The organism is Bradyrhizobium sp. (assembly GCF_036735945.1).
GTDB lineage: Bacteria > Pseudomonadota > Alphaproteobacteria > Rhizobiales > Xanthobacteraceae > Bradyrhizobium.
Genome location: NZ_DAINNI010000051.1, coordinates 13,587 through 32,249, shown reverse-complemented (window position 1 = coordinate 32,249; position 18,663 = coordinate 13,587). Strand labels below are relative to the sequence as shown.

Here is an 18,663-nt window from a genome sequence, read left to right as displayed (position 1 = left end):
GCACTGGGACTATTCGGAATCCACCACCATCATCCGCCGGCTGCTGTCGGGACGCATGTTCCCGATCACGATCGAGGGCCTCGAAGGCGCGATGAAGGAATTGGTGCGGTAAGAGCGCTGCGTCGAAGCGGCGGGCGTCGATAAGACAACAAAGGTGCAATCAATGCCCCAGACCATCCACCGCGGCATCAAGGCCTTGATCGACGAGGCCAATGCCGAAATCGAAACCGTCAGCGCTGCAGATTCCATCAAGGCCGCGCAGGATCCTGACGTCGTGATCGTCGACATCCGCGATCCCCGCGAGATCGAGCGCGACGGCAAGATCCCCGGCGCCTTCTCCTGCACCCGCGGCATGCTGGAATTCTGGATCGATCCGCAAAGCCCCTACGCCAAGCCGATCTTCCAGGAGGACAAGAAATTCATCTTCCACTGCGCCGGCGGCCTTCGCTCGGCGCTCGCGGCCAAGACCGCGAAGGACATGGGCCTGAAGCCGGTCGCGCATATGGGCGGCGGTTTCGCCGCCTGGCGCGACGCCGGCGGCCCGATCGAGAAGTGGGAGCCGAAGAAGAAGGGATAGTTTTTCTCCGTCATTCCGGGGCGTGCGAAGCATCGAGCCCGGAATCTCGAGATTCCGGGTTCACGCTTCGCGTGCCCCGGAATGACAGCAAGGATTTTCTCCATGCCCGCCACCGACCCGCTCGTCTCCACCGATTGGCTCGCCGAGCATCTGAACGATCCCAACGTCAGGGTCGTGGACGCCACCTTCAAGATGCCGGGCGTTCTGCCGCTGCCGAAGGACGATTATCTCGCCTCGCACATTCCCGGCGCGGTGTTCTTCGATGTCGATGCGGTCTCCGACCATGCCAATCCGCTGCCGCACATGTTTCCCTCCGCCGAACAGTTCGGCCGCGATGTCGGCGCGCTCGGGATCGGCAATGACGACACCGTCGTGGTCTATGATTCCGGCGGCTGGGTTGCCGCGCCGCGGGTGTGGTGGATGTTCCTGTCGTTCGGCAAAGAGGTGCGCATCCTCAATGGCGGGCTGAAGAAATGGGTCGCGGAGGGACGCAAGGTCGAGAAGGGCGAGGGGACACCGAAGCCCGCGAGCTTCAAGGCGGCGTTCGATGCGCGGCGTGTGCGCAGCGTGCAGCAACTGGTCGCCAACCTCTCGAGCCGCGCCGAGCAGGTGATCGATGCGCGCGCCAACGAGCGCTATCAGGGCAAGGTCGCAGAGCCGCGGCCCGGCCTGCGCTCGGGCCACATCCCCGGCAGCCTCAGCCTGCCGTACAACCGATTGTTCGATGCCGCGACCGGCACGATGAAGCCGCTGGACGATCTGCGCTCGGCCTTTTCGGGCGCCGGCGTCAAGCTCGACGCGCCGATCGTTACCAGCTGCGGCTCCGGTGTCAGCGCCGCGGTGCTGACGCTGGCGCTCTATCGCCTCGGCGTCGAGAATCCGGCGCTGTATGACGGTTCGTGGACCGAGTGGGGTGCCGCCGACGGCCCGCCGGTCGCGACCGGCCCGGCCTGATCGGGTGCGGCCTTACCGCGTCGTGCGGGCAACCGGCCCTTGCGCGAACGGGGTCTGGATGAAGGGGTTGGGCGGCAGTGTCAGCGTTGCCTCGCGGGCCACACGTGCACGGCGCGCCGCCGCGATTCGCCGCCGCTCCCGGGCTCGCTCCGCCGCCAGCTTCCTGATCGCGCTTTGATCCGGCTTCGCTTCCGCCGGCTTCTGGGAAGCGTCGGCCGCGGCCTTTTCATCGACGATCACGGCTGGGCCACCGAGGGTCGCGATCCGGGTTGCGGCGGGATTGCCCTCGAACGAATGGACATCCGGCGCGGCCGCCGGTGGGGGCGGGGCGGCGGCAGCCGGCTCCGCCGCTTCCGCGACGGTAGCGAGTTTTGCGTCGGGCGCTGTGGCTTCGGTCGCGGGCTCTGCCGAACTTTCCGCGCTGGACTCTTTCGCGACATCGGGCTTTGTCGCCTCGGTTGGCGCCGGCTCGGCCGGCGTCAACGCGGCGAGCTGCTCGGGCGCCTCCGGAGCGGGGGCGAGCGCTTGTCCGGCCGGTGTCCGGGCGTCCACGGCCGAATCTGGAGCGGCGGCCGTTAAATTCTCGGCCGGCTTGTCCTCGTCCGGCGTTTCGATGCGCAGCAGCGCCAGCGTCGGCGGCGTCTCGTCGGTCCTGCGGGCAAACATCGGCTCGGGCGCCGTCCGCCGTGCCGGAAGGTTGGCGAATTCCTCATGCGCGGCGCGCAACAGGGCGGCAGCGCCAAGACCAAAGATCAGGATCGACATCGAGAGGACGATGGCCGTGAACAGGAAGCGAAAGCCGGGAAGCATGGACTCGAGTTCCGCCCTCCCATTGAGCTTGGGGAGGGTCATTGATGCCAAGGGAACGCGGTGACCACTGGGAAAGCTGATTCGTCGGATGCGAATCAGGCCGTTGCAGATTACCTCAGCACCCGGTTCTTTTTATTGCGAAATCGGCGGTTTGAGCTCGCGTAACGCTGCAAATGACGGATTTCGGCGCGCTGAGGCTTCTTTGCCGCAGTCTGGCGGCGATCACAAATGGCCGGAGCGGTCCGAATTTCGAGGATTTGTCTTGAATGCGCCGCGATCTTCCGTCATCTGCCGTTAACCGTCCGGTGGGGCTTGGGGTCTATACAAAGGCGATGATGAATAACCGCATTCTGACGATTTGTGCCGCCATTGCCGCGGGCATGGCGGGAACTTCGCTGGCCCATGCGCAACAGGGCTATCCATCCAGCCAGACTTACTCCCCGGCGCCCGGCCCCTACATCCAGGGCGGCTACGTCGCTAATGATCGTCGTCCCGGCCAACCTGATTTCGACGCGCTGGATGACGATGACACGCCGAACGCGCCAAGCTCGGCTGCGTTGCCGCCGCCCGGTCTTGGTCCCGTGCTGTCGCCCAGCGATCCCCGCTATGGCCGCCCCGCCGCTGCGCCTGTCTATTCGGATCGCGGTGCTCCGGCGCCGACGGGCCCGATCCTTTCGCCCGATGATCCGCGCTATGGCCGCCCGGCTGCTGCTGCTGCGGCGGCGCCTACCGGTCCGATTCTCTCTCCCGACGATCCGCGTTACGGCCGCCCGGCCGGTCCGCCCCCGGTCATCTATGCCGACCGTCCACCCGGATCGCAGCCGCAGGTCTATTCGGATCGCGGCGATAGCCGAATCCCCGGCGCCTCCATTGTCTATCCGAACGACGACCGTGCCGGTCTGCGCCCGCCCGGAGCGATCGGCGACGCAGCGCCCGGCGCGACTGGCGCGGCTCCGCAGCAACCTGCCGTCGGCGCCGATGGCCGCCCGGTGCAGCTCGCCGCGCTGCCGCCGGAAGAGCAGCCGGAGGTCGGTCCCGCGCAGCTTCCGCCGCACCTGCGCCGCCAGGAAGTAGCGTTCCCCACCAAGGAGCCTGCGGGCACCATCGTGGTCGACACCGCCAACACCCATCTCTATTACGTGCTCGGCGGCGGGCGCGCGATCCGCTACGGCGTCCGCGTCGGCCGCGACGGCTTCACCTGGAACGGCGTGCAGAAGATCACCCGCAAGGCGGAGTGGCCCGACTGGCATCCGCCGACCGAGATGATTGAGCGTCAGCCCTATCTGCCGCGCTTCATGGCCGGCGGTCCCGGCAATCCGCTCGGCGCGCGCGCGATGTATCTGGGCTCGACCGTCTATCGTATCCACGGCACCAACCAGCCGTCGACGATCGGCAAGTTCGTTTCCTCCGGCTGCATCGGCATGCTGAACGAGGACGTCTCCGACCTGTTCGACCGCGCCAAGGTCGGCACCCGCGTGGTGGTGATGCCCGGCAGCCCGCCGCCAGCCAATACCGCCAATGCTGCGCCTGCTGCTCCCGCGCAGGGCTTGCCGCCCGCCGCCGGCTCGGCGCCGCCTCCCGGCCCGGCGCAGGCCCAATTGTCGCCGGTCCCCGGCGCACAGCCGACGGTCGTTCCGCCGCTCCCGGCGCCGGTCACCGTTCGCTAGACAAAAATTTCAGACGATGTTCCGAAGGCGCGCCCACGGCGCGCCTTTTTTGTTGGTTCAAGGATCTTGCGGAAAACTCTAGGCGAGCCGCTGCTTCGGCTCGCCCCTGAACCATGCGTCGATGCCCTCGACCATCTGCCGGTAGTGGTTTCGAAAGCTGTCCTCGGTGACGTAGCCGAGATGCGGCGTGGTCACCATGTTGTCGAGCTTGCGGAACGGATGGTCGACCGGCAGCGGCTCGACTGAGAACACGTCGATGCCGGCGCCGGCGATCTTCTTCTGGCTCAAGGCTTCCAGCAGCGCGGCTTCATCGATGATCGGTCCGCGCGCGGTGTTGACGATGTAGGCGGTCGGCTTCATCCGTGCGAGGTCGGCGGCGCCGACCAGCCCGCGCGAGCGCTGGCTCAGCACCACATGGATGGTGACGATGTCGGCGGTCGAGAACAGCTCTTCCTTGCCGACATAGGTGACGCCGGCCTCCTTGCACTTCTCCGGTGTCAGGTTCTGGCTCCAGGCGATGACGTTCATGCCGAAGGCCTGCGCCAGCTTCGAGACCTTGGTGCCGAGCTTGCCGAGCCCGATTACGCCGAGCGTGCGGCCCTCGATCTCCATCCCGACATGCGCCTGCAGCGGCTCGCCGGCATGCATGCGCGCGTTCTCGCGGCCGATATTGCGCGTCAGCTCCAGGATCAGGCCCATGGTCAGCGGCGCGGTGGGGTCGCGGCCCCACTGGGTGCCGCACAGGGTCACCTTGTGGTCCTTGGCGGCTTCCATGTCGATCGCGGCATTGCGCATGCCCGAGGTGATCAGGAGCTTCAAATTCGGCAGCGCCGCGAACATGGTGCGCGGGAACGGGGTGCGTTCGCGCATCGCGCAGACGATCTCGAAATCCTTCAGCGCGCCGGCGGCGGCTTCCGCGGTCGCAAACGGCTGGTTGAATACCGTGATGTCGACCCGGTCCTCGACCGTGGACCAGTCGGCCACGGTCAGAGCCACATCGAGATAGTCGTCGAGGATTGCACAGCGCAGCCGCGTCATGGGGAAGGTCCGTTGATGGCGAGAATGACGGCGGAGTCGCCGTCAGGGAGGTCGCCATGGTTGCGCGCAATCAGGCGCGGCGCAAGCGGACTTAAATGCGGAGCTGCCTCAAATCAGCGGTTGGCTCAGCGCCGAACGCCGGGATGCTTGGCGTGCCAGGCCGGACCCGGGCCACGCATATAGTGCAGTTCCGGGCGGTACGGGTTGAACGCCATGGCGATGAACTTCCGCCAGAAGGCGCGGAATTCCGCCAGCGGTTTCACCAATCCGGCGTGTGCGTGTGCCGGGGCGGACAGCGATGCCGATCCGATCGTAGCCATGACGCGGGCCCTTGTTTTCAAGACGCCTTTTTCGGCGCTGAAAACCAGTTTTCGCCCGATTCATTAAAAGAAGGTTTCAATTGTAGGGATTTCGAGGGGGATGGTGACCAAGCCGTATTCATCCATGGTGAACGGATGGAAAACGCCTCTGCCGCGGTTGCCCTTTGGGGGCCGCGCCGCTACATCAGCGGCAGCAAATTTCCATAAATCCTCCGGTTTCAAGGGATCGCGATGGCTCGCCAGTTCGTCTATTTCATGCAGGGTCTGACCAAGAGCTACCCGACCCGCAAGGTGCTCGACAACATCCACCTCAGTTTCTACCCGGACGCCAAGATCGGCGTGCTCGGCGTCAACGGCTCGGGCAAGTCGACCCTGCTCAAGATCATGGCCGGCCTCGACAAGGAATATACCGGCGAGGCCTGGGTCGCCGAGGGCGCCCGCGTCGGCTACCTCGAGCAGGAGCCGCAGCTCGACCCCAAGCTCTCCGTCCGCGAGAACGTCATGCAGGGCGTCGCCAAGCAGAAGGCGATCCTCGATCGCTACAACGAACTGGCGATGAACTATTCGGAAGAGACCGCCGACGAGATGACCAGGCTGCAGGACGAGATCGAGGCCGCTGGGCTGTGGGATCTCGACAGCAAGGTCGACCAGGCCATGGACGCGCTGCGCTGCCCGGCTGATGATGCCGACGTGACCAAGCTTTCCGGCGGCGAGCGCCGCCGCGTCGCGCTGTGCCGCCTGCTGCTGGACCAGCCGGAACTGCTGCTGCTGGACGAACCGACCAACCATCTCGACGCCGAGTCGGTGTCCTGGCTGGAAGGCCACCTGCGCAACTATCCCGGCGCGATCCTGATCGTGACCCACGACCGCTACTTCCTCGACAACGTCACGAGCTGGATCCTCGAGCTCGACCGCGGCCGCGGCATCCCCTACGAGGGCAACTATTCGTCCTGGCTGGTGCAGAAGCAGAAGCGGCTCGAGCAGGAGGGCCGCGAGGACGCCGCGCACCAGAAGACCCTGGCCCGCGAGCAGGAGTGGATCGCGTCCTCGCCGAAGGCGCGCCAGGCCAAGTCCAAGGCCCGCTACCAGCGCTATGAAGACCTCTTGAAGCAGGCCAGCGAGAAGCAGACCCAGACCGCGCAGATCATCATCCCCGTCGCCGAGCGGCTGGGTGCCAATGTCGTCGACTTCGAGGGGCTGAGCAAAGGCTATGGCGACCGCGAGCTGATCGACGATCTCACCTTCAAGCTGCCGCCCGGCGGCATCGTCGGCGTGATCGGCGCCAACGGCGCCGGCAAGACCACGCTGTTCCGCATGATCACGGGGCAGGAGAAGCCGGACAAGGGCACCATCACGGTCGGCGAGACCGTGCATCTCGGCTATGTCGACCAGTCGCGCGACGCGCTCGACGGCAAGAAGACGGTGTGGGAGGAAATCTCCGGCAATAACGAGCTGATCCTGCTCGGCAAGAAGGAAGTCAACTCGCGCGGCTATTGCTCGTCGTTCAATTTCAAGGGCGCCGACCAGCAGAAGAAGGTCGGCGCGCTGTCAGGCGGTGAGCGCAACCGCGTGCATCTCGCCAAGATGCTGAAATCAGGCGCCAACGTCCTGCTGCTCGACGAACCGACCAACGACCTCGACGTCGATACGCTGCGCGCGCTGGAAGAGGCGCTGGAGGACTTTGCCGGCTGCGCCGTCATCATCAGCCATGATCGCTGGTTCCTCGACCGCATCGCCACCCATATCCTGGCGTTCGAAGGCGACAGCCACGTCGAATGGTTCGAAGGCAACTTCCAGGATTACGAGAAGGACAAGATGCGCCGGCTCGGCCAGGACAGCATCATTCCGCACCGCGTGAAGTACAAGAAGCTGACGCGGTGAGTGTGCGCGATTATTTTTGATCCTGGCTATCTATAGCCGATCCAGTATCTTTCAATTTTCCAGAGGGGGTGCCCGTTGGCAGCGAGACCAGCGGCCCAGCGGCAAATCGGTGACGATGGTTGTTTATGCCATATGCCTCGACGCCGTTCACCCCACCTTCTCCGCCAGCCACATCTTGATTAGCGACTGATACGGCACGTCGCGCTTGTTGGCAGCGATCTTGATCTGCTCCAGCAGCCCTGACGGCAGGCGAATGGAGATTGCCGTGGTCGAGGGCTTGAGGTTTGGAAAGCGCATGCGCTCTGCCTTGCTCCAATCGATAAAATCGGTGGAGTCGTGCGTTTCCCAGAACTTCCGTTCTTCGGCCTCGGTCTTGAAGGCCGGAATCGACTTAAGCTTGCTCATAAGCTTTGCGCTCCTTTCGGTGCATGTCCCTCGCCGATATCACCCGGATCATGGTCCCATTTTGCCGGAGGGTGAAGGTGATGTGTAGCAGACGATTTTGCGCGGTCTTTCCCAACGCGTTCAGGCGCGGTTCCCTTTCGCTGTGCTTTGCATCCTGGATCACAATCAGTGGATCATTGAAGAAGACGCTTTCTGCTTCGGTTTGACTGACGTCATGCTTGTCCACACTCTTGCGGCTGTTGCCGACGTCCCATTCGAAGCCTGCAATTTGGTCAAGGTCAATCATTGTTGTATACGCTCAACATATACATAAATTTGCGTCGAAGCAATATGTCTCCAGGAGGGAGTTGCCCGCTTTTTTGCCATGGAAGTCCGCATGATCAGCCGCCCGGCTGACGCGTGCTGCGGCCAGTTGTCGCTTCACAGTGCGGTCAGATTGCGTAGATATAGCCGTCATTCCGCAATTCCAAACCTCCAGCGAGCCCTCCTGAATGTCCCTCACGCCCGAAACACCGTTGCCGCCTGCATCTCAGGCGAAGGCGCTGCGTCCGATCCCGATGCTGATCTTCAGCTCGCGCTGGCTGCAGCTGCCGCTGTACATCGGCCTGATCGTCGCGCAGGGCGTCTATGTGGTGCTGTTCCTGAAGGAGTTGTGGCATCTGTTCGCCCACGCCTTCGATTTCAGCGAGCAGCAGATCATGCTGCTGGTGCTGGGCCTGATCGACGTGGTGATGATTTCCAACCTGCTGGTGATGGTGATCGTCGGCGGCTACGAGACGTTCGTCTCCCGTCTCAATCTGGAAGGACACCCCGACCAGCCGGAATGGCTCAGCCACGTCAACGCCAGCGTGCTCAAGATCAAGCTGGCGATGGCGATCATCGGCATCTCGTCGATCCATCTGCTGCGTACCTTCATCGAGGCCGGCGGCCTGGCGTCCGGCAAGAGCACCTATACCGAGGTCGGCGTGATGTGGCAGACCATCATCCACACGGTCTTCATTCTGTCGGCGATCGGCATTGCCTATGTCGACAGGATTTCCAACGAATCGATCGAAGGTAGCAAGCAATCGGCCGGCCATTAATGACGTGTTCCCAACATCTCCGCTCTTGTGGTAGGGTAGTAAAATGACTGATCCGGACCACATCGTCCTCGAACACGTGCGTCACATTCGTGGCGCGATCGACGACGTTCGCGATGATCTTCGCGAGATCAAGCTGGGTGTAGGCAGCCTTGAGCATCAATATGCAAACATGTCGAATCGGCTTGATCGGATGGATGTCCGGATCGAGCGGATCGAGCGGCGTCTCGATCTGACCGACGCGTGAACGGATACTTCGGTTTGGGACGCTGGGCGGCTGTTCTCGGCTTGCTGTTTTTCATGACTCAGTCGCCGGCCCGCGCCGCCGACGCCGCCTTCACCCGGTTCATCGCCTCGCTGTGGCCGGAGGCGCAAGCCGCCGGCGTATCGCGCGCGACGTTCGATCGTGAGACGCAGGGACTGGACCCCGACTACAAATTGCCTGATCTCCTGCTGCCGGGCCGGCCCGCCACCGGTGCGCCGTCGCAGGCCGAGTTCGTGCAGGTGCCGGCCGACTATGTGAAGGAATCCTCGATCGCGCGGCTGGCGGCCGAGGGCCAGAAGCTGATGCAGAAGCATCAGGCGGCGCTGAACGAGATCGAAAAACGCTTCGGCGTGCCGGCCAGCGTCGTGCTCGCGATCTGGGGCCGCGAGACCGACTACGGCCGCTATCGCCTGCCTTACGACACGCTGCGCGTCGTCGCCACGCAGGCCTATGTCGGCCGCCGCAAGGACCAGTTTCGCGGCGAGTTCATCCTCGCGCTGAAGCTGCTCGGCGAGGGCGTGGTGGCGCGCAGGGATTTCCGCTCGTCCTGGGCCGGCGCCACCGGCCTCACGCAGTTCCTGCCATCGGAATACTACAAGCACGGCATCGATCTCGACGGCGACGGCCGCGTCGACATCTGGCATTCGGTGCCGGACGCGCTGGCCTCCGCCGCGCAGCAACTCGTCAACAAGGGCTGGCAGCGCGGCGTGCGCTGGGCCTATGAGGTGAAGGCGCCGGCCAATGTCGATTGCACCATGGGCGTGCCTGAGGTGACGAAGCCGGTCGCCGAATGGCTGCGCGCGGGCTTCGTGCCGGTGCGCGGCCAGCGGTTGAGCGCCGCCGAGCAGGCGCAGCCGGCCTCGCTGCTGCAGGTCGAGGGCATCTACGGCCCGGCGTTCCTGACCACGAAGAACTACTTCGTCATCAAGGAGTATAACTTCTCCGATCTCTACGTGCTGTTCGTCGGCCATCTCGCCGATCGCATGATGAGCCCGCAGCCGTTCGCCACGCCGTGGTCGGCGTCGACGCAGTTGCGCTCGGCGGATGTCGAGGCGATGCAGCGTCATCTGACGCGGATCGGCCTCTACAAGGACAAGCTCGACGGCAAGGCCGGCATGCAGACCCGCGCGGCGCTCGGCGCGTATCAGAAGTCAGCCGGGCTGAAGCTCGATTGCTGGCCGAGCGAAGCGGTGCTGCGCTCGATGAGCGGGGGACGCTGAGAGGCGTTTCGGTCAGCCGTACCGCTGGCTCGGCTGGGCGAGGAGGGGCCAAGGCCTCGGGTTGGCCCCTATGTGATCAAATTCACACTGCTTTGACGGGCCCCATGCTATAAATGAGGGGCTATCGGAGGGGGAACCCCGCAACCGATGACCGGCAACATTTTCATCAATTACCGCCGCGACGAGTCTGGTCATGTAGCCGGTCGATTGCACGATTCACTCGTCCCGACGTTCGGCCGCAACAAGCTCTTCATGGATGTCGACAACATCCCGGTTGGGCGAGACTTCGATGAGTACCTGAAGAGCCAGGTAGCCGCGTGCGATGCCATGCTGGCCATCATTGGTCCGAACTGGCTTGCCGCGCAGGACGAAACCGGAAGACGACGGCTGGACAATCCGGACGATTTCATCGTGATCGAAATCGGGACGGCGCTTACCCGCAACATTCCGGTTGTTCCGGTGCTGGTCGACGGGGCGCGCATGCCAAGGTCGAGCGAACTCCCGGATTCGCTGAAGCTGCTTGCCCGCCGTCAGGCTATTCAAGTTCGCCACACCAATTTCAGCAGCGATGCCGAGGCGCTGGTCAAGAGACTGCGCGAGGCACTCGGTTATGATTCGCCCGAGCGCCGGTGGCGCGTGCGGCTGGCAATCGGCGTTGCGGTGGTAGCGGCGCTGCTCCTGGTCGTTGGAGGCGGCTATGCGCTGTTCGGGACAGCCGGACAACGAGAAGTGCAACAGGCCTTGACCAAACTGGAGCAAGAGCGAAAGGCCGCCGACACCGAGGCCAAGCGCAAGGCGGACGAAGCCGAGGCGGAAGGCCAGCGTAAGGCGGATGCCGATCGCAAACGAAAGGAAGGTGAAGAGGCCGGCAAGGCTGGTGATTACGGTAAGGCCATCGCGAGCTTCAACGAGGCGATCCGGCTTAATCCCAACAACGCCGTGGCCTACTATGACCGAGGCCTCTCTTACTCGAGGATAGGCGACCGCGACCGGAGCATCGCCGACTACAACGAGGCCATTCGACTCGATCCGAACTACGTTTGGGCCTTTACGAACCGGGGCATTCTTTATCGGAGTAAAGGCGATGTGGACCGGGCCATCGCTGATTTCAACGAAGCCCTTCGATTGAATCCTGTGCACACGTTGGCCCTTAATGGCCGGGGCGTCGCCTATGCAAACAAAGGCGACTATACTCGCGCCATGGCCGATTACGACGCGGCCATTCGACTCGATCCGAAATACGCTGGGGCGCTTTGCAATCGGGGAATACTGAAGCAGAAGATCAACGACAGCAGTGGCGACGCGGATATAGCGGACGCCAAGCAGTTGGATGCTTCAGTCTGTCGATGAGGTCCGCTATTGGCGGCCCCTGGCAGACCTCATGCGCTCCACGGATAGACACGCTCCTTTCGTCAGCATACGACCCTTCGCCGGCGCGACGAAGCTTGCCTTCGATTATCGGCCTTCTGGACAGGATGGTCGTCGAGTAGGCTGACCAGGAGACTTTCCATCGGTGTCAAGAGCCGCAGGCGGCGGCTCGCGGTAGCTCAGGAATGTAGCGATGGCTATTCTTGTCAGCCGCTACACCGGAGAAGATGCGACCGCGCATTCGCAATTAAAGGAGAGAAGCAATGGACCTGAAGGGAATGGTTGCGCTGGTGACGGGCGGCAACGGCGGACTGGGGCAGCGCATCTGCCATGCGCTGGCGCAGGAGGGCGCACATGTCGCCGTCATGTACGCCCGCAGCCGCGACCAGGCCGAAGGCGTCGTCAGCGAACTAACGTCGCGTCATCAAATCAAGGCCCAGGCTTTCGCCTGTGACATTACCGACGGCGCGGCTGTGGATCGGCTGGTTGGCGAGGTAACCAAGGCCTTTGGTCGCCTTGATGTTCTGATCAATGACGCCGCATACAACGTCTCGATCCCCTTCAGCGATCTCGACAATCTGACGATGGAGGTGTGGGACAAGATCATGGCCGTCAACCTGACCGGGCCGATGCATCTGACCAAGGCGGTGGCCCCGATCATGAAGGCCCAGGGGCGAGGCCGCATCGTCAACGTCGCTTCGGTCGCAGGGCTCAACCCGACCGGCTCTTCCATCGCCTATGCCGTGTCGAAGGCGGGCCTCATTCATCTGACGCGTTGCATGGCGGTGGCGCTGGCGCCCGAGACGCTCGTCAACTGCGTGGCGCCGGGTCTGCTGGAAGGCACTCGCGCGACAGCCAATCTCCGGTCCGAGCAGATCGAGCGCTCCGCGTCGAGCTCGCTCCTGAAGAAGCCCGCCGACAAGGACGACTGCGCCGACATGGTGGTCGCCATGTGCCGCACCGAGACCATGACCGGCCAGACCGTCGTCATCGACTCCGGACGCATCTTTCACTAGGACGACGGGCTCCTTTATCGAAGCCGCCAACGGGCTTCCATTCGATGGCGCCCAGCGTGGGGAATATCCGAGGTTTGATCGATGGTTGTTTGGTCTCCTTTCAGGTTCAACTGCGGACGCGAGATGGCCAATCGGTTTGCGATTGCGCCGCTGACGACCGATTCTTCCCACGAAGATGGGACGGCAACCGAAGATGAATTCGAATTTGTCCGGCGACGGGCCGCCGGCGGATTCGGAGCCACCATTTCTTCCGCCGCCTACGTCGAACAGGACGGGCGTTCCTGGCAGGGAATCGGTGCGGCACATGATGGACATTTGTCCAGTCTCCAACGGCTTGCTGAAGCCATGCGCGCTGCAGGCGGTCTTGCGATCCTGCAGATATATGACGGTGGCCGCATCGCAAAGCCCGAGTTGATAGGCGAGCAATGTCTGCGGGCGCCTTCTGCCGTCGCATCGTTGCGTCCCGGAGCAAGGACGCCAAGGGCGATGACAGCCGATGAGGTTGCAGGCCTGATTGCAAGCTTTCGGGAGGCTGCCGCGCTGGCTCGAAAAGCCGGGTTCGACGGCGTCGAGATTCACGGCGCCAACCACTACGCGGTTCACCAGTTCTTTTCGCCTCGGGCCAATCATCGCGTCGATAATTGGGGAGGCACGCTTGCAAGGCGCATGAACTTTCCTCTCGCGGTCGCGCAGGCCGTTCGCGACGCACTCGGCCCAACCCTGATCGCAGGCTTTCGCGTTACGCCATTCGAGGCCGAGCCTGACGGCTATACGCTCGAGGACTCCAAGCTGCTTTGTAATGAGCTTGCGAAGTTGAATCTCGACTACATCTCCGTTTCGCTCGACGATTATCGGAAGAGCCAACCTGTGGGAGAGACTCGTGTCTATGATGGTCCGGTCGAGAAGAGGCCTCCCCCGGCGGAGAGTCCGATCACGGCATTTGCCCGCGTCATCGCCGGCCGCAGTGCGGTCATGGCAAGCGGCGGGATCAAGACGTGCATCGATGCCGAGGGCGCGATCGGAATGGGAGCGGATCTGGTCGCGGTAGGGCGCGCCGTGGTGGTTGATCCGGAGTGGCTTGCCAAGGTCCGAAGCAAGCGTGAAGCATCGATCCTCGCCGGACTGCCGAAGAATGAGCGCGAGATAGCCGGAGCCTTGAGCATTCCTCCGCGAATGGTCGAATACCTGTTGAGCCGTCCCGGCTGGATTCCTCGCCTTTAGGTCTAGGACGGGTTGGCGTCCTCAATGAGGGGACACCAATAAAAAGCCCGGCCGAGATATCGGCCGGGCTCTCGATCAACACGCGATGATCGCGCTTGCGTCAGATCAGTTGCAGACCTCGACGCGGCGATAGCGCCAGTCGTAGCCGTCCCAGAAGCGCTCGCGAACCATGCGGCACGCCGGGTAGGGCGCTTCTTCCACATAGACCGGACCGCCGTAGGCCGGGCGGCTGGAGGCGATCGCGCCACCGATGATCGCGCCGCCGAGCAGGCCGGCCGCCACGCCTGCGGCCACGCCACGCTGGGCGCTTGCGGGCGTCGAGGCAAGCGAACCCGCAATCGTTGCGACCGCGACGAAGGCAGCAAATGTCTTCTTCATGTCCTGGACTCTCCTGGAATGGCGCCTTCGGGCGCCGGGTTTACGGGTGACTCACACGCTGTTTTCGAACTGCCGTTTCGCTAAAAAAGCGTAGATGGGTCAATCGAAAGTAAACGTCCCGAAACTGTGATCGAAGAAAGCGGTTTTTTCGGGCCGGAACAGCACTCATCCCGGAAAAGCCCTGCTTTCTCGGGATGTTGGGCCGCAAATTTAATGAAGATGAACGCTTCGCGCGCGCAGCGCTTTCGAGCGGGTGGCGCTAGTCGCACACCCTGACGCGGCGGACGCGCCAGCCATAGCCGTCCCAGAAGCGCTGACGCTGCCAGATGCAGGATTCCCCGTAGACGGGATCGGCCACATAGGCAGGGCCGCCATAGTAGCCGGGCGCGTAATAGCCGGGGGCGCCGTAATAGTAGCCGTTCTGGGACGCAATCGCGCCGCCGACGATGGCGCCGCCGATCAATCCGGCAGCGACGCCCGCAGCGACACCGCGCTGCGCCTGGGCGGGAGCGGGAACGGCCACAGCCGATAGGGTTAATGCGGCGGCGGCTCCAACCGCCATCAGTGTCTTCTTCATGGCCATGACCTTTCTTGCGGGAGGCAAAGGGCGAAGTCGCGCCCGGCAGCAGTTCCATATTTTGCTTGAATGATCAATGAACGCCGCACCGCCGGCGATGACGAAAACGGGAGGTGACGCAGATCACGGTGCGAGAATACCGAAAGTGTTTTCCTCGGCTTTGGCGGAGGAGGCGGTGGCGGCGATCGATGCCGGATCAGCGGATAAATCAGCGCGGATTTGATTTACCGCAACACCGCTGTTTAGATTCATTCCAGTATTGCGCCCGCATCAGTTTGGAATTGCTTGAAAATGCGGCTTTTCCTTTTGCATCTCCGAGCGCACTTCCATATCGATAACAGTGCATCACGAGGGTTGTTTTCGTTCCTATGATCGTCTGTTCCTGCAACGTCCTGAGCGACCATGATGTCCGGAATGCCGTGAGTGCAGCTTCGGACCTGCCGCGAAATCCCAAGCAGATATACGGATGCCTCGGTTGCAGCGCCGAGTGCGGCCGCTGCGCGCGGACGCTCAAGACCATCATCGATGAGGCGCTCGGCGCCTGCGCCAAGGAATGCTGCGCCGGCTGCCCGCATAGCCACGCCGCCAATGACGAGCCAGCCCAGGAGAATCCCGCGAACCCGGTTGCCCCGGCCTTCGCCCTGGCGGCCTGCTGAAGCGCTTCGAAATCCCCTGATATCTCCGATTGCTGCGGCAGCTTGTCCGCGCGAGGCGATTGCTCTCGGCACCAAACTGATTTAGAAGCGTTCTAAATTCAGGAGTCGGGTCCCGTTGTCCCGGCGGAAATCGGAGTGGACCATGCAGGGCGATCCCAAAGTCATCGACTATCTCAACAAGGGCCTGCGCAGCGAGCTTACCGCCATCAACCAGTACTGGCTGCATTACCGGCTGCTGGCCAACTGGGGCCTGCTCGACATGGCCAAGGTCTGGCGCAAGGAATCCATCGAGGAGATGGAGCACGCCGACAAGTTCACCGACCGCATCCTGTTCCTCGACGGCTTCCCGAACATGCAGGTGCTCGATCCGCTGCGCATCGGCCAGAACGTCAAGGAAATCATCGAGTGCGATCTCGCCGCCGAGGTCAGCGCGCGCACGCTCTACCAGGAAGCCGCAACCTACTGCCACGGCGTCAAGGACTACGTCTCACGCGACCTGTTCGAGAGCCTGATGAAGGACGAGGAACACCACATCGATTTCCTCGAAACCCAGCTCGACCTCATCAATCGCATCGGCCTCGAACTCTACACCCAGAAGCACGTCGGTGGCCTCGAGAGCGGGGACTGAGCTGGCTGGGCGGGACGCATAACTGTCGTCACCCGCCTTGTGCGCAATTGCGCAATGGGGCGGGTGACCCGGTGTTCCAGAGACATCAGCGAATGAACCGAAAAGCCGCGGCGTACTGGATACCCCGCTTTCGCGGGGTATGACGGCGGCTTTGCGGTCGCCAACAATACGCTACAACTGCGTCTTGTAGCGCTCGTAAACCACTTCCTGGCTCTCGCGTTCGCCGAGGCCGGTCTGGTCGTGGATCACTTCGCCGATGCTCGGCATCACCGAACGCTCGACCTTTTCCGTGGTCCACAATTTCGAGCGCATCAGCGCCTTGCCGCAATGGAAATAGGCTTCCGCAACGTCGATGCGCAGCACCGCGCGCGGCGGCTTGCCGAACTCGATCATCGAGGCCATCAGCTCCGGGTCTACCGTGCCCTTGCCCTTGCCGCCGACGCGCAGCGTCTCGTCGATCCCGGGCACGAAGAAGATCAGTTGCACGAAGCCCGAGCCCTCGACGATGTTGCGAAAACTGTCGATGCGGTTGTTGCCGGAGCGGTCCGGCATCAGGAGCAGGTTCGGTCCGCCGACATGGATGAAGCCGGGATTGCCGCCGCGCGGCGAGGCATCGACGCTGCCGTCCGAGCCTGAGGTGGCCAGCACGCAGAACGGCGACATGCCGATGAACTTCCTCGCATGCACATCGATCTCCGGCCGTGCCTTGGCGATCACGCGCGGCGAGGGGGCGGGATAGATCGTGGCGAGGTCGTCAGGGGCAAGATCGGACAAGGGCGGCTCCTCTCGATTTCGCGCCAAGGCTATCATCCCGTGGAACAGGCGTCATCTTGATAGACTCTAGACCGCGTCCGCCGGCACGAAGCAGCTGATGATGATGGCGCCGCCGTGGTGCACGTACCACACCACGGCTTCGCCGATCGGATTGCCTCAAGCAAGGCGGCTGGCGCGAGCCTTCGCATCCGATCCTCCGCAATCCCTGTCTGTGCTCGCGGACATCTCGACCCGCGACTCGTTGCGGACAATTCAAGCGGAGCGGGCGTCCGGATGCACGCTCAAATAATGAGCGATGTCAGCGACGCCCGCTTGATGCAGTGCGAAGTGAGGATGTCTTCTTCTTCGCACGCGCTTTCAACCTGGACTTCGGCGCGACATTGTTCCACGCCATCGTCAGCGCGCTTTTCAGCGTCGCCGCGTCGGCCTTGGCCAGACGAATATTGGTGTAGCCTTGCCTACCCCAGCCGCCCGGCACCGCGCGGAAGATCTCGGGCTCCGCCTCGACCAGCATCGACTGCTGCTCGATAGTCAGCTTCAGCGTGCCCCAGTTCTCGTCGGGATGGCCGAGTGTAGCGAAGATGCGCTTGCCGACGCGAAAATCCGCCTTGCCGTGATGCGCGCTCTCCACCGCATCGGAAAGCGCCAGCGCTGTCCGGCGAAAACGGCTTGCCGTCATTGCCGCGCTTTCGCTGCCTACATCGCCCGCTGCGGCGCGCTCTGCAAGAACTCTTCCAGTTGCTTCCTGTAGAACTTCGCATTGCCTGTCGTGAGATGGCCGCGCGTCTCGGTCGAGGCCGGGATCAGGAACTGGCGGCCGTTCTTGACGCGCTTCATCGCGGCATCGGTGACGCCGGTCTCGGGCGGATTGCGTTCGTCGTCGGCGGCGTTGATCAGGAGCAGCGTCGCCTCGATCTTCTCCAGCGACGGCGCTGGATTGTAGTCGTGCGAGGACTCCCATTGGTAGATGAAGTCGTTGGCATCGGCGGTAACAGCGGTGGCGAGGCGGTCATCGACCATCTTGTCGGCCTTCGCCGCCGTCGGCGCCAGCGTCTGATAGGCCAGCGTGCCGCCGCCGGTCGCGATGCCATAGGCGTTGATCGCGTATTTCATCATGCGCGGCTGCGCGGTGTAGTTGCCGCCATTGTAGTCGGGATCGTTTTTGATGGTCTCCAGCATCATCCGCCGCAGCATCCAGTTGCGCGCCGCCATCTCGGTCGGCTGCGAGGCCATCGGCACCAGCGTGTCCATCGCTTGCGGATATTTGCCGCCCCAGATCCAGGTATGCATGCCGCCCATCGAATTGCCGATCACGAGCCTGAGATGCTTGATGCCGAGCCCTTCGGTGACCAGGCGGTGCTGCGCGTCGACCATGTCCTCGTAATTGTATTTCGGAAACGCGGTCTTCATGCCGTCGGACGGCTTTGACGATTTGCCGTGGCCGATGCTGTCCGGAATGATGATGTAATATTTGGCCGCGTCGAGCGGCTGGCCGGGACCGAACAACTCGCCGCCGAACGTTGCCGTCAGCATGCTGGCCGCCGAGCCGCCCGAGCCGTGCAGCACCAGCACCGGCTGTCCGCCCGGCTCGCCGATTGTCGTGTAGTGCAGCCGCAACTCGGCCATCGTCTCGCCGGTGTGGAATTTGAAATCCCGGGCGACCCAGTCGCCCTGTTTCGGCGCGGGAAAATCGGCGGCGAGGGCGGTAATGGACGTCAGGGCGAAGGCTGCCGACAAGGCTGCGCGCGACAGGTTCATGATGGTTCTCCCCGGGGCTTGCGGCCGTCTTGTGCGCCGCTTGCGGGGAACTCTATCACACCAGCGATTTC

At 63.3% G+C, this 18,663-nt stretch carries 23 protein-coding genes; 13 read left to right on the top strand and 10 right to left on the bottom strand.

Annotated features, from left to right (window positions below; translation table 11 throughout):
* Positions 1–163 precede the first annotated feature (163 nt).
* Entirely contained in the window at positions 164–577 is a 414-nt protein-coding gene (locus V7E26_RS17500) for a rhodanese-like domain-containing protein (RefSeq protein WP_324418245.1), read from the top strand.
* Positions 578–679: 102 nt separating this feature from the next.
* Entirely contained in the window at positions 680–1,531 is an 852-nt protein-coding gene (gene sseA / locus V7E26_RS17495; RefSeq protein WP_324418242.1) for a 3-mercaptopyruvate sulfurtransferase, read from the top strand.
* Positions 1,532–1,543: 12 nt separating this feature from the next.
* Here sseA and V7E26_RS17490 read toward each other — a convergent pair whose 3' ends face one another.
* Positions 1,544–2,341: a hypothetical protein gene (locus tag V7E26_RS17490; protein ID WP_324418240.1), complete on the bottom strand. Its 798-nt coding sequence runs from the start codon at positions 2,339–2,341 to the stop codon at positions 1,544–1,546.
* A 332-nt stretch (positions 2,342–2,673) separates the two neighbouring features.
* Between V7E26_RS17490 and V7E26_RS17485 the strand changes: the two genes are divergently transcribed.
* Positions 2,674–4,008 carry a L,D-transpeptidase gene (locus V7E26_RS17485; protein ID WP_324418247.1) on the top strand — a complete coding sequence of 445 codons (1,335 nt, stop codon included), beginning with the start codon at positions 2,674–2,676 and terminating at the stop codon, positions 4,006–4,008.
* Positions 4,009–4,086: 78 nt separating this feature from the next.
* On the opposite strand, the gene V7E26_RS17480 is transcribed toward V7E26_RS17485, so the two are convergent.
* Positions 4,087–5,046, bottom strand: a complete 960-nt coding sequence (locus V7E26_RS17480; RefSeq protein ID WP_324418238.1) for a D-2-hydroxyacid dehydrogenase family protein — start codon at positions 5,044–5,046, stop codon at positions 4,087–4,089.
* 213 nt (positions 5,047–5,259) lie between these two features.
* Between V7E26_RS17480 and V7E26_RS17475 the strand changes: the two genes are divergently transcribed.
* Both V7E26_RS17475 and ettA read left to right on the top strand, forming a co-directional pair.
* Complete coding sequence (locus V7E26_RS17475; protein ID WP_324418249.1) at positions 5,260–5,433, top strand: hypothetical protein; 174 nt, start codon at positions 5,260–5,262, stop codon at positions 5,431–5,433.
* 164 nt (positions 5,434–5,597) lie between these two features.
* Positions 5,598–7,247, top strand: a complete 1,650-nt coding sequence (gene ettA / locus V7E26_RS17470) for an energy-dependent translational throttle protein EttA (RefSeq protein ID WP_324418236.1) — start codon at positions 5,598–5,600, stop codon at positions 7,245–7,247.
* 147 nt (positions 7,248–7,394) lie between these two features.
* On the opposite strand, the gene brnA is transcribed toward ettA, so the two are convergent.
* Together brnA and V7E26_RS17460 are read right to left on the bottom strand one after the other, a co-directional pair.
* Entirely contained in the window at positions 7,395–7,652 is a 258-nt protein-coding gene (gene brnA / locus V7E26_RS17465; RefSeq protein ID WP_324418234.1) for a type II toxin-antitoxin system BrnA family antitoxin, read from the bottom strand.
* Positions 7,639–7,938, bottom strand: a complete 300-nt coding sequence (locus tag V7E26_RS17460) for a BrnT family toxin (protein ID WP_324418232.1) — start codon at positions 7,936–7,938, stop codon at positions 7,639–7,641. The genes brnA and V7E26_RS17460 overlap by 14 nt, the downstream gene beginning before the upstream one ends.
* 205 nt (positions 7,939–8,143) lie before the next feature.
* Here V7E26_RS17460 and V7E26_RS17455 point away from each other — a divergent pair, with 205 nt between their 5' ends.
* The 6 genes from V7E26_RS17455 to V7E26_RS17430 all read left to right on the top strand — a co-directional run bounded on the left by V7E26_RS17455 (position 8,144) and on the right by V7E26_RS17430 (position 13,821).
* Complete coding sequence (locus tag V7E26_RS17455) at positions 8,144–8,734, top strand: TIGR00645 family protein (protein ID WP_324418230.1); 591 nt, start codon at positions 8,144–8,146, stop codon at positions 8,732–8,734.
* Positions 8,735–8,777: 43 nt separating this feature from the next.
* Positions 8,778–8,978, top strand: a complete 201-nt coding sequence (locus V7E26_RS17450) for a hypothetical protein (protein WP_324418228.1) — start codon at positions 8,778–8,780, stop codon at positions 8,976–8,978.
* Between the two features lie 53 nt (positions 8,979–9,031).
* Positions 9,032–10,216, top strand: a complete 1,185-nt coding sequence (locus V7E26_RS17445) for a lytic murein transglycosylase (protein WP_324418226.1) — start codon at positions 9,032–9,034, stop codon at positions 10,214–10,216.
* 147 nt (positions 10,217–10,363) lie between these two features.
* Positions 10,364–11,566, top strand: a complete 1,203-nt coding sequence (locus tag V7E26_RS17440; RefSeq protein ID WP_324418224.1) for a tetratricopeptide repeat protein — start codon at positions 10,364–10,366, stop codon at positions 11,564–11,566.
* Between the two features lie 281 nt (positions 11,567–11,847).
* The gene (locus V7E26_RS17435; protein WP_324418222.1) at positions 11,848–12,600 is read left to right on the top strand and encodes an SDR family NAD(P)-dependent oxidoreductase; all 753 of its coding nucleotides are present in this window, start codon (positions 11,848–11,850) and stop codon (positions 12,598–12,600) included.
* Between the two features lie 81 nt (positions 12,601–12,681).
* Entirely contained in the window at positions 12,682–13,821 is a 1,140-nt protein-coding gene (locus V7E26_RS17430; RefSeq protein WP_324418220.1) for an oxidoreductase, read from the top strand.
* Positions 13,822–13,926: 105 nt separating this feature from the next.
* On the opposite strand, the gene V7E26_RS17425 is transcribed toward V7E26_RS17430, so the two are convergent.
* From V7E26_RS17425 to V7E26_RS17415, 3 genes are all read right to left on the bottom strand, one after another.
* Positions 13,927–14,199 (bottom strand): hypothetical protein, encoded by a 273-nt coding sequence (locus V7E26_RS17425; RefSeq protein ID WP_065744450.1) that lies wholly within the window; start codon positions 14,197–14,199, stop codon positions 13,927–13,929.
* Between the two features lie 259 nt (positions 14,200–14,458).
* A complete protein-coding gene (locus tag V7E26_RS17420) occupies positions 14,459–14,776 on the bottom strand; it encodes a hypothetical protein (RefSeq protein ID WP_324418217.1) in 318 nt (105 codons plus the stop codon).
* Positions 14,777–14,899: 123 nt separating this feature from the next.
* Positions 14,900–15,028, bottom strand: a complete 129-nt coding sequence (locus V7E26_RS17415) for a hypothetical protein (protein ID WP_324418215.1) — start codon at positions 15,026–15,028, stop codon at positions 14,900–14,902.
* A gap of 116 nt (positions 15,029–15,144) precedes the next feature.
* Here V7E26_RS17415 and V7E26_RS17410 point away from each other — a divergent pair, with 116 nt between their 5' ends.
* Together V7E26_RS17410 and bfr are read left to right on the top strand one after the other, a co-directional pair.
* A complete protein-coding gene (locus V7E26_RS17410; protein WP_324418213.1) occupies positions 15,145–15,432 on the top strand; it encodes a (2Fe-2S)-binding protein in 288 nt (95 codons plus the stop codon).
* 142 nt (positions 15,433–15,574) lie between these two features.
* Entirely contained in the window at positions 15,575–16,060 is a 486-nt protein-coding gene (gene bfr / locus V7E26_RS17405) for a bacterioferritin (RefSeq protein WP_324418211.1), read from the top strand.
* 171 nt (positions 16,061–16,231) lie between these two features.
* Here the strand turns inward: bfr and V7E26_RS17400 are convergent, their stop codons facing one another.
* The 3 genes from V7E26_RS17400 to V7E26_RS17390 form a co-directional block, all read right to left on the bottom strand.
* Positions 16,232–16,870 carry an MSMEG_1061 family FMN-dependent PPOX-type flavoprotein gene (locus V7E26_RS17400; protein WP_442893420.1) on the bottom strand — a complete coding sequence of 213 codons (639 nt, stop codon included), beginning with the start codon at positions 16,868–16,870 and terminating at the stop codon, positions 16,232–16,234.
* 262 nt (positions 16,871–17,132) lie between these two features.
* Positions 17,133–17,513, bottom strand: coding sequence for an MmcQ/YjbR family DNA-binding protein (locus V7E26_RS17395; RefSeq protein WP_324418207.1), 381 nt, complete (start codon positions 17,511–17,513; stop codon positions 17,133–17,135).
* Positions 17,514–17,530: 17 nt separating this feature from the next.
* Positions 17,531–18,592 (bottom strand): alpha/beta fold hydrolase, encoded by a 1,062-nt coding sequence (locus tag V7E26_RS17390; RefSeq protein WP_324418206.1) that lies wholly within the window; start codon positions 18,590–18,592, stop codon positions 17,531–17,533.
* Positions 18,593–18,663: the final 71 nt, after the last annotated feature.